5 protein-coding genes are annotated in these 13,295 nt (G+C 74.6%); all 5 read right to left on the bottom strand.

The features are described from left to right. Window positions 1-127: 127 nt before the first annotated feature. The 5 genes from ACGF0D_RS16120 to ACGF0D_RS16100 all read right to left on the bottom strand — a co-directional run bounded on the left by ACGF0D_RS16120 (window position 128) and on the right by ACGF0D_RS16100 (window position 13,254). Window positions 128-2,287, bottom strand: coding sequence for an IPT/TIG domain-containing protein (locus ACGF0D_RS16120; RefSeq protein WP_392916564.1), 2,160 nt, complete (start codon window positions 2,285-2,287; stop codon window positions 128-130). Between the two features lie 272 nt (window positions 2,288-2,559). Next, a complete protein-coding gene (locus tag ACGF0D_RS16115) occupies window positions 2,560-4,419 on the bottom strand; it encodes a glycoside hydrolase family 15 protein (protein ID WP_392916561.1) in 1,860 nt (619 codons plus the stop codon). 135 nt (window positions 4,420-4,554) lie between these two features. Then, window positions 4,555-10,842 carry a beta-ketoacyl synthase N-terminal-like domain-containing protein gene (locus tag ACGF0D_RS16110; RefSeq protein ID WP_392916558.1) on the bottom strand — a complete coding sequence of 2,096 codons (6,288 nt, stop codon included), beginning with the start codon at window positions 10,840-10,842 and terminating at the stop codon, window positions 4,555-4,557. Between the two features lie 235 nt (window positions 10,843-11,077). Further along, window positions 11,078-11,812 carry a DUF4232 domain-containing protein gene (locus ACGF0D_RS16105; RefSeq protein WP_392916555.1) on the bottom strand — a complete coding sequence of 245 codons (735 nt, stop codon included), beginning with the start codon at window positions 11,810-11,812 and terminating at the stop codon, window positions 11,078-11,080. A 215-nt stretch (window positions 11,813-12,027) separates the two neighbouring features. After that, window positions 12,028-13,254 carry a PLP-dependent aminotransferase family protein gene (locus ACGF0D_RS16100; protein ID WP_392916567.1) on the bottom strand — a complete coding sequence of 409 codons (1,227 nt, stop codon included), beginning with the start codon at window positions 13,252-13,254 and terminating at the stop codon, window positions 12,028-12,030. Window positions 13,255-13,295: the final 41 nt, after the last annotated feature.

The raw sequence follows: 13,295 nt of genomic DNA, 5'->3' as shown, positions 1-13,295 counted from the left end.
TGATTTTGGGGGGGGGGGGGTTTGCCCCCCCCCCCCCCCCCCCCCCCCCCCCCCCCCCCCCCCCCCCCGGCGGCGGGGGGCCCCCCCCCCCCCCCCCCCCCCCCCCCCCCCTCGGGGGTCCGTCCGGTCAGCCCTGGTGGCCGCGGCGACGGCTGACGGCGATGGTGACGCCGCCGAGGAGCAGCAGGACGCCGCTGATCGCCGCCGCGGTGAACACGGTGGCACCGGTGTGGGCGAGGATGCCCGAGGACTGCCGGGCCGACGAGTCCTCGGCGGTCGACCGGCCCGGGTTCGACTGACCCTGGTTCGACTGACCGGAGCCGGTGCTACCGGGGTCGGTGGCGCCGGGGGTCTGGCCGTCGCCGGTGGGCGTGGGCGACGGGGTGGGCGACGGGGTGCTTCCGGCCGGGCCGGTGAGGTCGCTCTCGCAGCCCTTCTCCGTGTCGCAGCGGCCGCGCTTGTCGTCCGGCGTGGTGACGGCGCTGCGCAGCTTGCCGTCGCCGCTGCCGGTGACGGTCACGGAGTACGTGATCGTCGCGGTGCCGCCCACCGGCAGGTCGCCGGTCCAGGTGAGCTTCCCGTCCTTGACCTCGGCGGTGCCGGAGGTGGCCTTGACGTCGCCGCCGTAGGTGGCGTCGTCCAGCACCTTCGACAGGTCGTCCGTGATCGTGGCGCCCTTGACCTCGTCCGCCCCCTGCTGGGTGACGGTGACGCCGTACGTCACCTTGTCGCCCGTCTTCACCGTCGAACCCGACTTCGGGTCCGAGGACTTGGCGAAGACGTAGGCCCCGGTCACCGCCGGGTCCTGGTAGGTGTACGGCTGGGCGGTGCTGGTGCCACCGGGGGTCGTGACGGTGACGTCGACCTTCCCGGCGGCGCTCCCGGCGGGCGCGGTGGCGGTGATCCGGGTGTCGCTCTCGACGGTGACCGCGGTGGCGGGCACGGTGCCGAAGGTGACGGCGCTCGCCCCGCTCAGGTTGCTGCCGGTGACGATGACGGTGGTGCCGCCGGCCAGCGGGCCGTGGTCGGGCGCGACGGCCGTCACCACCGGCGCCGGGGCGTCGTACGTGTACTTCCCGGCGGCCACGGTGCGGCCCGAGATGGTCAGCTCCACGTCGACGGCGCCGGCGGCGTGCGCCGGGACGGTCGCGGTGACGGTGCCGCGGTCGACGACCTTCACGTCGCTCGCCGGGGTGCCGCCGAAGCTGACGGCGCTGGTGCCGGTCAGATGGCTGCCGCTGATCGTGACGCTCGTGCCACCCCCGGCCGGACCGTGGTCGGGGCTGATGCCGGTGACCGCCGGCGGAACGGGCTTGCCGATCGCGATGCCGTAGGGGCCGGAGCCGGTCGGGACGGTGGCCGTGACGGTGTTGGTCGCGGTGCTGATGACCGACACGTTCTTCGAGTTGTTGTTGGAGACGTACACGGCGGTGCCGGCCGGGTCGATCGCCAGCCCGATCGGCCGGATGCCGACCGGCACGGTGGCGATGATCGTGTTGGTCGCGGTGTCCACGACCGTCACCGTGTGGGCCCCGGTGTTGGCGACGTAGAGGAACCGCCCGTCCGGGGTGACGGCCATGCCCTGCGGCTGGTTGGTGATCGGAAGGTCGGCCGTGACCGTGTCGGTGGCGGTGTCGATCACCGACACCCTCCTGGTGCCGGAGCCGTTGTAGTGGCCGACGTACACGTGCTTGCCGTCGGGAGTGACCGCGAGACCGGACGGGCTCTGGGGGCCGCCGGACGGGCGGACGGTGGCGGTGACGGTGTTGCTGGCGGTGTCGACGACGGACACCGAGTTGCCGGCGAAGGAGGCGACGTAGGCCCGCTTGCCGTCCGAGGTCAGCGCGATCGTGTCCACGTAGGCGCCGACACCGACGCTGGCGGCGACCGTCAGGGTGCTCATGTCGATCACGTCCACCTTGCCCGGGCTGGCGTAGCTGGCGTAGCCCACGTAGGCGAGCTTGCCGTCCGGGGAGAAGGCCACCGGCAGCGGGGACTGGCCGACCGGGATGGTCGTGACGACGGTGTTGCTCGTGGTGTCGATCATCGACAGGGAGGCGCCGCCGTTGTTGGTGACCAGCACCTTCGTGCCGTCCGGCGACAGGGCCACGCCCTCCGGCTTGACGCCGACCGGGATGGTGGCGGCCACCTCACCGGTCTCCGGGTCGTAGGCGGTGACGGTGTTGTCGCCCATGTTGGCGATGTAGACCAGCTGTGCCGACGGCGCCGCGTGCCCCGTCCTGGCCGGGACGACCGCCCCCAGGGTGCCCAGCGCCGTAACCGTCACCGCCGCCGATATGCCCCGCCGCAGTCTTCGCCAACGGCCCGGGCGGGTTGCCCCGCTCTCGGGGACCAATGCCATGTACTCAGCCTCTCTGCGGGGTGGATCCACCCGGCCCCCCGGCCGGGCGGTGTCAAGTCACGGCTTCTTCACGGACTCTGACGATTCATAGGATGGCGGATGAGGAACGTGTCCGTCCATTCACAATCGGAAGATCACCTTCCGTGATCGCGCCGACCGGAAACCCCCAGGTGAAGACCGGTGGCGGTGACCCTGCGTCAGCCGAGCGTGCGGTCGAGGTTGAACGCGGCGCTGATCAGCGCGAGGTGGGTGAAGGCCTGCGGGAAGTTGCCGAGCTGCTCGCCGGTCGGGCCGATCTCCTCGGCGTACAGGCCCAGGTGGTTGGCGTAGGTGAGCATCTTCTCGAAGGCCAGCCGGGCCTCCTCCACCCGTCCGGCGCGGGCCAGGGCCTCCACGTACCAGAACGAGCAGATCGAGAAGGTGCCCTCGGCCCCGCGCAGGCCGTCCGGGCTGGCCTCCGGGTCGTAGCGGTAGACCAGCGAGTCGGAGACGAGTTCCGCGCCCAGCGCGTCCAGGGTCGACAGCCACTTGGGATCGTTGGGCGAGATGAACTTGGCCAGCGGCATCATCAGCACGGAGGCGTCCAGGAGGTCGCCGCCCAGGCTCTGGGTGAACGCCCGGCGCTCGGCCGACCAGCCGGACCGCATGATCTGCCGGTAGATCGCGTCCCGGCTGCGCTGCCAGCGGGCCAGGTCCGCCGGCAGCCCGCGCCGGTTCGCCATCCGGATCGCCCGCTCGATCGCCACCCAGCACATCAGCCGCGAGTACAGGAAGTCCTTGCGGCCGCCCCTGGTCTCCCAGACGCCCTCGTCGGGCTGGTCCCAGTGGTCGCAGAGCCAGTCCACCACGGCCCCGACCTCGTCCCAGTGGTCGCTGCTGATCGGCTGCCCCCACTTGTCGTACAGGTAGACGGAGTCGATCAGCGCCCCGTAGATGTCCAGCTGGAGCTGGCCGGTGGCTGCGTTGCCCACCCGCACCGGAGCGGACCCCAGGTAGCCCTCCAGGTGCGACAGCTCGCGCTCGGGCAGGTCGCTGCGCCCGTCGATCCCGTACATGATCTGCAGCGGCCCCGCGTCGCCGATGCCGGCACCTCCGCCGGCACCGCCGCCGCGGAGGATGCCCCGCTCGGAGAGGAAGCCCATGAAGGCCTCGGCCTCCGCGGTGAAACCCAGCCGGAGCATCGCGTAGACGCAGAAGGCCGCGTCACGGACCCACACGTAGCGGTAGTCCCAGTTGCGCTCGCCGCCGATCCGCTCGGGCAGGCTGGTCGTCGGCGCGGCCACGATCGCACCGGTCGGCGCGTAGGTGAGCAGCTTCAGCAGCAGCGCGGAGCGGTGCACCATCTCGCGCCACCGCCCGTGGTACCGGGAGCCGGCCAGCCAGTGGCGCCAGAACCGCACCGTCGCCGCGAACTGGTCCTCCGCCTCGGCCCGGGGGCACGACCTCGGGGTGACGTCACCACCGACCCGGTCGAGGGCGAACACCGCCGACTCGCCCTCCAGGAGCTTGAAGTGCGACCACACGTCCACGCCGTCGCGTTCCAGCGGCACCGTGGCCGTCAGCGCCAGCGCCATCGACGGGGACTCGAAGACGGCCTCGTGCGGCCGCAGGCGCACGGTGTGCGGCTCGGACCCGAAGCCGAAGCGGGGAGCCACCCGGGCCCGGAACGGAAGGGTTCCCCGGGCACAGACCACCCGCCGGATCAGCCGGTGCCGGCCGGCCTCGCGCGACTCGTCCACGACCGGCATGAAGTCCTGGATCTCCGCCACCCCGTCGGTGGAGAAGAACCGGGTGATCAGCACGTTGGTGTCGGGGAAGTAGAACTGCCGGGTACGCGTCGGCACGTCGGCGGCCAGCTCGAACGACCCGCCCCGGTCGGCGTCGAGGATGGACGCGAAGACGCTGGGAGCGTCGAAACGGGGGCAGCAGTACCAGTCGATCGTGCCGTCCGTCCCCACCAGCGCGGCGGACCTGAGATCGCCGATCAGACCGTGCTCGGCGATCGGCAGGTAGCGCGAGCCGTCCGCTCCCCCGAATCCGGCATCGTCGAATGTCATCCCGGCCTCCTACCGTGGTGGTACGGGACCGCAGTGGCACGGACACCGGGCAGCCGTGCCCGGCGCCACGGGACCACCGTCGGGCAGCCGTGCACTCCACCCGGGAAACACCGTCGCTGGGGGCCTTGTTCCGACTCACCCTCCGTGACCGGGCCCACGCTCCGTGATGCCGGTGCGAGGCGGACCGCCCGTCCCCGGAGACGACGGGCCGGACGGCGTCGTGGACGGCGGGCCGGAGGGGGCCTCGGACGGCGGGCCGGAAGGCGCCGCCGTGGACGGCGCGGGCAGCGTCCGGGAGAGCCACTGCCGGATCGCCTCCGCCGTCGTGGCCACGTGCTCGTCCAGGATCGAGTGGTGGTCACCCGGCACGTCGCCGACGCGCAGGTGCAGGGTGGGGACGCTCGTCTCCCCCTGCCGGTCCAGGAAGATGCGGGCGTACGCGCCCATCGCCGCGAGGCCGGGCTCGTCCAGCCCGAGCGCGCTGCGGACGGCCAGCTCGGTGAGCCACTGCTCGTCCCGGACGGGGTGGGTGTCCACCAGTACCACCGCCTCGGCGCCGATCTCCGCCGCGGCCTCCTCCGCGACGGCCTGCGCGACCAGGCCGCCGGTGGAGCGGCCCAACAGCACCACTGGTCGGCCGAGTTGACGGATCGAGGCGGCGTGGGCCCGGACCAGGGCCGCCACGTCCACCGGGACAGGCCCGCCGTCGTACCCCGGGTGCGGGAGCACCCACAGGCCCGGCAGGTGCCGGGCGAGTGCGTTGTACTCCCCGGGGGGAGAGGCGAAGGCGGGGAAGCAGACGATGGCCGGGCCCTCGTCGGCGCCGCCGCCTCGGCCGTCCTCGCTGAGCCGCTGTGGAGCGACGGAAGGGAGCGTCGCCGACGACGGCAGCGCCCACGACGCCGAGACGAGCAGGTGCATCGCCTCCCGGGGCCGGCCCAGCTCGCACAGCCTGCGGTAGAGGAAGGCGAGCGTCCCCGGGGCCGGCGGCGGGCGCAGCTGATCGGCGAGGGCCCTGGGGGTGGCGGCGTCGAACACCACCGTGGCGGACAGGCGCAGGCCGGTCCGTTCCTCCAGCCGGTTGCGCAGCTCGATCGAGGTCAGCGAGTCGAAGCCGAGGTCGGGGATCGGGGTGTCCGGGTGCACGTCCGGGTAGCTGAGGACGGCGGCGACCTCGGCGCACACCATCTCCAGGGTGTCGGTCGGCATCTCCAGGGTGTCGGTCGGCGTGGCCGGTCGCGGTGTGCTCCCGGTCTCCGGCCGGGGCGGGCGGTCGAAGGCGACCGGCACCAGGACCGGCTCGTCGGCGCCGAGCGCGGCCTCCAGGAGCGCCACGCCCTCGGCGGGCGTGAGGGGCAGCAGGCCGGAGGCGGCCGTCCGTCCGGCCGTCATCCCGACCGTCCACGGGCCCCAGGCCAGGGAGAGCGCGGGAAGGCCCGACCGCCGCCGGTGGCGGGCGAGTTCGTCCAGGTAGCAGTTGGCCGCCGCGTAGTTGGCCTGCCCGGCGTGGCCGAGCACCCCGGCCGCCGAGGAGAACAACACGAAGGCGTCCAGGTCACGGTGTGCGGTCAACTCGTGGAGGTGCCAGGCCGCTTCGGCCTTGGGGCGCCACACCGTCGCCAACCGCTCCGGGGTCATCGCGGCCAGGATCCCGTCGTCGAGCACTCCGGCGGTGTGCACGACGGCCCGCAGGTCCTCGATCGAGTCGACCAGCGCGGCCAGTGCCGCCCGGTCGGTGACGTCCAGACGCGTCTCGCCGCTGCGGCTGGCGACCACGACGCGCACGCCCTGGCCCCGCAGGTGGTCGGCGACCGCCCGGCCCAGCGCGCCGCCGCCGGTGATCAGGACGGTTCCCCGCCAGGGGAAGCCGGCCGCCCCGCCCGCCACCCGGACCAGGTCGGCGCGCTCGGACACCGTCTCGGCCCGCCCGTCGCGCAGTTCGGCCAGGGTGAACCGGCCGGGGTGCTCCGCCTGCGCCGTCCTGACCAGGCCGGCCACCGCCGCTCCGGCGAGATCCCCCGGCCGCACCAGGACGGTGAGCTGCTCGTCACCGGCCGTCTGCAGCTCCCGCAGGGCGAGTGCCAGGGCCTCGGGTGCGTCGCCCGGCCGCACCTCGTGGACCCGCCCTGGCGGCCGGCCCGGTGTCCGGTGCCGCTCCGGGCGGAACAGTGCGCCCCGGCCGGTCCCGGCCCCGGTCCATGCCTCGTTGGCGGTCGTCCGCACGGTGAGCGAGTCGACGGACGCCACCGGTCGGCCCGTCAGGTCGGCGACGGCGATCCGCCCCTCGCGGATGCGGACCCGCAGCCCCGTGGCGCCCCGCGCCGTCACGTGCACTCCGCGCAGGGCGAACGGCACTCCGTCGGAGAGCAGCCGCGCCGGGTGCAGGGCCGCGTCGAACAGGGCGGGGTGGAGCCCGAACCGCCCCGCGTCCGGGAACTCCCCGCGCACCTCGCCGAAGAGCTCGTCGCCGCGGCGCCACATCCGGTGCAGCCCGCGGAACGCCGGTCCGTAGTCGGCGTGGTCGACCTCGACCTCCTCGGCGCCGGGCGGGGGCCACGCGCCGAGGTCCGGCGGCGGCGCGGGGCGGGGGTCGCGGGGGCCGCCGGAGGTCAGTCGGCCGACGGCGCAGCGGACTCCGTTCGCGTAGACCTCGAACGGCCTTGCGCCGTCGGCCTCCTGGCGTACGACGACCTCGGCGCGCCGGGTCTGCGGCAGGGGCATCGCCGTGTGCAGGACCAGTTCGTCGACGGTGTCGCAGCCGGCCCGCTCACCGGCGTACAGCACCGCCTCCAGGATCGCCGTGGCGGGCACGATCGCCGTCCCGTCGACGATGTGGTCGAGCAGCCAGCCGGGGGTGAGGTCGGCGGTGCAGACCACCTCCCCGGAGCCCGGCACGATGACGGTCGACTCGATCAGCGGGTGCTCGGTGACGCGGTCGAGCCAGTAGCGCCGGCGCTGGAAGGTGCGGGTGCCGCGCAGCCTGGCCGCCGCCCGCTCGGGGTCGGTGGTGGGGATGACGCCCTCGCCGGGCACCGCGGGCGGGTCACCCGGGCCCAGGTCGACCACGGTGGCGCCGGCGAGCGTCGCCACCTGGTCGGCGAGGCTGTCCCGCTCGTGCAGGTGCCGCGCCCAGTGGTCCGGATCGTCCGGGCGGGCGCCGACGATCGGGATGAGCGGCGGGTGGTACGTCAGGCTCCGTGCCACCTCCGCGAACTCCGCCGGCCCGTGGGCGGTGAGCAGCCGCGCCGCGTCGGGCAGCGACAGCACGCCCGCGACGTGGGCCGCCGCGATCTGCCCGGTGCCGTGCCCGAGCAGCGCGTCCGGGCGGTACCCCCAGGACTCCAACAGGCGGAACAGCGCCACCTCGTGGGCGAAGAGGGCCGCCCGGTCGAGGTCGGCCCGGCGCGCGGGGCCGGTGTCGAGCGCCTCGCCCGGCGCCGGTTCCAGGTGGGCGCGCACCTCCTCGAAGGCCGCGGCGAACACCGGGTACCTGTCGGCCAGGTCCGGCCCGGGCGTCCGCGCCCCCTCCCCCGGGAACAGGAACGCCACCCGCAGCTGCTCGTACTCCTCGACGATCACGTGCGCGTTGGTCCCGGAGATCCCGAAGGCGGAGACCCCGGCACGGCGCGGCCGGTTCCGGGCCGGTCCTGGCGCCGAGCCGGACCCCGCCGCGGGCTCCGCCCCGGGCTCCGGCCAGGGCGTCGGCTCGGTGACCAGCCGGACCGCGCCGGCGGACCAGTCGACGCGTGGGGTGGGCTCTCCGACGTTCAGCGTGGCGGGCACGGTGCGGTGCCGCATCGCCATCACCGTCTTGATCACGCCGGCGACCCCGGCGGCCGCCTGGGTGTGCCCGAGGTTGGACTTGACGGTGCCGACCAGGACCGGCGTCGACCGGTCCTGGCCGTAGGTGGCGAGCAGCGCGGCCGCCTCGATCGGGTCGCCCAGGGCGGTGCCCGTTCCGTGGGCCTCGACCACGTCCACGTCGGCGCCGCTCAGCCCGGCATCGGCCAGGGCCTGCTGGATCACGGCCGCCTGCGCGGGGCCGCTGGGCGCCGTGAGGCCGTTGGAGGCCCCGTCCTGGTTGACGGCGGAGCCGCGCAGCAGGGCCAGGACCGGGTGGCCGTTGCGCAGCGCGTCGGAGACCCGCTCGAGGACCAGCAGCCCCACGCCCTCCGACCAGGCGGTGCCGTCGGCGGCCGCGGAGAACGGCTTCACCCGGCCGTCCGGGGCCAGGCCGCGCTGCCGGCTGAACACGACGAAGCTGTCCGGTGTGGCCATGACGGTCGCTCCGCCGGCCAGGGCCAGGTCGCACCGGCCGTCGCGCAGGGCGTCCGCCGCGAGGTGCAGGGCGACCAGCGAGGAGGAGCAGGCGGTGTCCAGGGTGAGCGCCGGCCCCTGCAGGCCCAGGCCGTAGGCGATCCGCCCGGAGGCCACGCTGCCCGCCGCGCCCAGGGCGAGCTGGGATTCGAGCTGGTGCGCGGTGCCGCGGAAGCGGCCGGCGTAGTCGTTGTACATCAGGCCGACGAACACGCCGGTGTTGCTGCCCCGCAGTGAGGCGGGCTCGACGCCCGCCCGCTCGAACGCCTCCCAGGACGTCTCCAGCAGCAGCCGCTGCTGCGGGTCGGTGGCCAGGGCCTCACGCGGGGACATCCGGAAGAACGCCGCGTCGAAGTCGGCCGCGCCGTCGAGGAAGCCGCCGCGGGTGACGTAGCTGGTGCCGAGGTGGTCCGGGTCCGGGTGGTACAGCTCGTCCAGCGGCCAGCCCCGGTCGGTGGGGAATCCGGTGATGGTGTCCCGGCCGGCGGCGACCACCCGCCACAGGTCCTCGGGGCTGCTGATCCCGCCGGGGTAGCGGCAGGCCATGCCCACGATCGCGATCGGCTCGGTGGCCTGGCGGGCGGGTGGCGGCGGGCCGGCGGCCGCGCCCGTGAGGTGGTCGGCGACGGCGCGGGGCGTGGGGTGGTCGAACACCAGGGAGGGCGGCGGTGCGACGCCCAGTTCGGCGGCCAGCCGGTCCCGCAGTCGGACGGTGCCGAGCGAGTCCAGGCCGACCTCGGCGAACGGCTGGTCCGCCTCGGGCGGTCGGCCGGTGATCCCCGCCGTCTCCCGTCGGACCACGTCGAGCACGTACTGGAAGCGGAGCCGTCGCCGGACCGGCTTGCCGGTGGCGGTCCGCGGGATCCGGCTGACCGGGCGGATCCCGGCCGGCACCCGGTGCGCCGGCAGCCGGCGGCGGCAGAGGGCCAGCAGCGCCGCCGGGTCCGCGTCGCCCACGACGTAGGCGACCGGCACCTCGCCGAGCACCGCGTCGGGCTCGCCCGCCACGGCCGCCTCCCGGACGCCGGGGTGGCCGGCCAGGACCTGTTCGATCTCGGCCGGGTGGAGGTTCTCCCCGCCGCGGATGATCACTTCACTCGCCCGCCCGGTCACCACCAGTCGGCCGTTCTCCTCGCGGCCGAGGTCTCCGGTGGCGTGCCACCGCTCGGACCCGGGCATCCTCAGCCGGATCTCGCCGTTCTCGAAGCGGAGGTCGATCCCGGGCAGGACGACGCCGTCGACGGCGATCTTCCCGGAGGCCTCCGTGCTGCCGTAGCCGTCGTGCAGTTCCCGGCCGACCGTGCGGCGGAACCGGGCGCGCAGCTCCTCGGGCAGCGGGGCCCCGGCGGACAGGCAGAGCGGGGGCAACGGCGCCCCGGCGTCCAGAAGTTGACCGAAGACCGTCGGCACGCCGCCCAGTGCCGTGAACGGTGTTCGGCGGAGCAGGGCAGCGGCCGCGTCCGCGGTGAAGCGGTCCATCACATGGGCGCTCGCACCCAGGGCCAGGACGCCCACCACGCACATCGAGTGCCCGAACGCGTGGAACAGCGGCAGCGGCCAGAGCAGGTGGTCGTCGCCGGTCATGCCCAGCAGCCCGCGGTAGGCGTGGTCGGCCGAGCGGAGCCAGGCACCTTGCGTCGACAGGACGCCCTTCGGCTCCCCGCTGGTCCCCGAGGTGTAGTGGAGCCAGGCGGGCTCGTCCGCTTCGAGGTCGTCCCGCGGCCGGGCCCGGGTGGACACGAGCAGCTCGTCCACCGTCACCGCGCGAGTGCCGGCCACCCGCCGGACCTGGGCCAGGTGTTCACGGTCGGTGACCACCAGCCCGGCGCCGCTGTCCTCCAGACGGAGCCGGAGCTCGTCGTCGCCGCCGCGCGGGTCGAGCGGGACACCGACCGCGGCCGCGCGGCACACCCCGAGGGTGGCCGTGACGGCGGGCACCCCGCTGGACAGGAGCAGCGCCACCCGGCTGCCGCGGTCGACGCGCAGGTTGCCGGCCGCCAGGGCGGTACGGCGGGCGAGTTCGCCGTAGCTCACCGCGCCGGCGGCATCGGAGAAGGCGGTCCTGCCTTCGCGGTCGGCGGCGTGACGGAGAATCAGCTCATGCATCGTGCACCTCTGAGGGTTGGTGGACGAAGTCTTAGCACACGCCTCCGACAAGCCCCCGCGAAGAGGCGGGAGGGCGGGCCGCCCGGCCCGCCCTCCCGTCGTGCGCGATCACCCGGTCACGGTGCCGGGGTCACCTGGAGCGGGTCCGGCACCGACCGCACCGTCATACCGGGCGCCACTCGGGGGCCTACTCAGGGGTCCGCTCGGGGGGCTACCCGGCGGGCTACTTGGGGGGCTACTTGGGGGCGGCCGTCATGGAGGCGACCGCGTCCGCCACGGTGGAGCGGTAGAGGCCCAGCTTGGGGTTCAGGACGTGCACGCCGTTGTCGAGCGGGAAGTTCCGGGTGTTCGCGAGGGGCATGTTGGTGCCGTCCTGGTCGACCAGCACGTTGAGTTCGTTGATGCCGGGGGCGGTGCCGGTGGTGGCGCCGCTCGGGTCGAGGTCGATCACCGCGTAGGCCTTCTGCCCGGCCGCGACCGGGAAGCGCGAGGTGCCGCTGGCGAGCACCGGCCGGATGTTCCCGCTCTGGTCCTGCGAGGTGGAGTTGCCCAGGTCGACCGCCGGGGAGGAGCTCAGACTGCAGGCGCTCGCACCGGTGTTGTGCACCTCGATCACCCGCTGGCTCGGCGCCCCGGAGCGGATCGTCACCTGGATCGAGAGGTTCTGGATGTCGCACGGGCGGGTGGCGGCGCCGGCGTTCCCCCCGTCGGACTTGGTGCCACCCGACGGGCTCGCGCCGGACGGCTTCGGCGGGGCGGAGTGCGACGGCGCCCCGGTGGCGGGTGCGCCCGCGGTGGGCGCCCCGGTGGCCGGGGCGGCCGCGGAGGGCGTGGCGGCCACCGTGGCGGCCGCGGAGGCCGTCGAGCCGCCGGCCGTGTCGGTGTTCTCCGGCCCGCAGGCGGTCAGCGCGAGCCCTGCCCCGACGACGAGGGCGGCGGAGGCGAGCAGCGGGCGGCGGCGGACGGTCATGGTGGCTCCCCGATGGCGGTGCGTGCTGTTGGCGACGGACACACCACAGGACGGCCGACCGGCCGGTTCCGGTGCCACGAACGGCGTCACAATCGCCGGGACACGGCGGGGACCGGACTGTGACATACGGTCAGGCGCGCCATGGTTGACATGCGCGCGGCCGCGTGGACCCGTTCGCGGCCCCCACCCCGGGGTGGGGGCCGCGAACGGGAAGGTCAGGCGAGCCGGTCGGTGAGCAGCCGGGCCAGCCGGCGCACCCCGTCCCCGACCTGGTCTGGCGTCAGAGCACTGACGGAGAGCCGGAGTTGGTTCGCGGCCTCCGGGGCGTCGTGGAAGTGGCGCATCGGGGTCCAGAGCACGCCGTAGTCCTGGGCGGAGGTTTCGAGGAGGGCGTCGTCGGCCTCGAAGGGGACCGTGACGACGAGGAAGAAGCCGCCGGTGGGGGTGTTCCAGGTGACGGGGCCGCCGGGCGGGAAGTGGGCGGCGAGGGCGGCCAGCAGGCGTTGGAGGTTCTCGCGGTAGCGGGCGGTCTCCCGCTCGTTGGCGCGGACCAGGCTGCCCTCGTGCTCCAGCAGTTTCCCGGCGATGACGGCCTGGGCGATCGGCGAGGTGTTGACCGTCACCATGCTCTTGAGCTTGGCGAGTTCGTCGGCGAACAGGCCGGTGGCCCCGTCCGGGGTGTGCACCTCCTGGTCGGCCACCACGAAGCCGATCCGGGCGCCGGGCAGGCCGGTCTTGGCGTAGGAGCCGAGGTAGACCACCCGGCCCCGGGTGTCCAGGGCCTTGAGGGTGGGCGGCCGCTCGCCGCCGGCGGTGAACAGGCCGTACGGGTTGTCCTCCAGGAGCAGCAGGTCCTCGCGCTCGGCGAGGTCCAGCAGGGCGTGGCGGGTGGCCAGGTCGAGGCTGAGGCCGGAGGGGTTGGAGTGGTCGGGCAGCAGGTAGCAGGCGCGCGGGCGCAGCCCGTCGGCGCGGGCCTGGCGCAGGACGGCGGCGAGGTCGTCGAGGTCCACGCCGCCGGGGCCGCTGCGGACGGTGCGCACGGGCATGTCGACCAGGCGGGCGGCGCCGGTGAGGCCGACGTAGGTGGGCGCGACGGCGAGGACGGCGTCGCGCTCGTCGCCGCGCAGCGCGCGCAGCACCAGGAACATGGCCTCCTGGCAGCCGACGGTGACCACGACGGAGGCCGGGTCGACGGTGATGCCCTCGTCGACGGCGAGGTTGCGGGCGACGAGCTCGTGGATGACGCCCTTGGTGCGGCCGTACTGGAGGAAGGTGCGGGCGGCCTGTTCGGCGGTGAGGCCCTGTTCCTCGGTGAGGTGGCGTTCGAAGCGGCGCAGGTAGCGGTGGACGTCCTCGATCGCGAAGTACTCCTCGCTGGGCCGGCCGGCGGCCAGGGAGATCGCGTCGGGGTGGCGGCCGGCGATCTCGTTGAGGAAGTTCATCGACTCCAGGGCCGGATCGGCCAGCGAGGAGTGCAGGTCGG

Source organism: Kitasatospora sp. NPDC048298 (assembly GCF_043201465.1).
Lineage (GTDB): Bacteria > Actinomycetota > Actinomycetes > Streptomycetales > Streptomycetaceae > Kitasatospora.
This window is presented reverse-complemented; position numbering and strand designations above follow the sequence as displayed.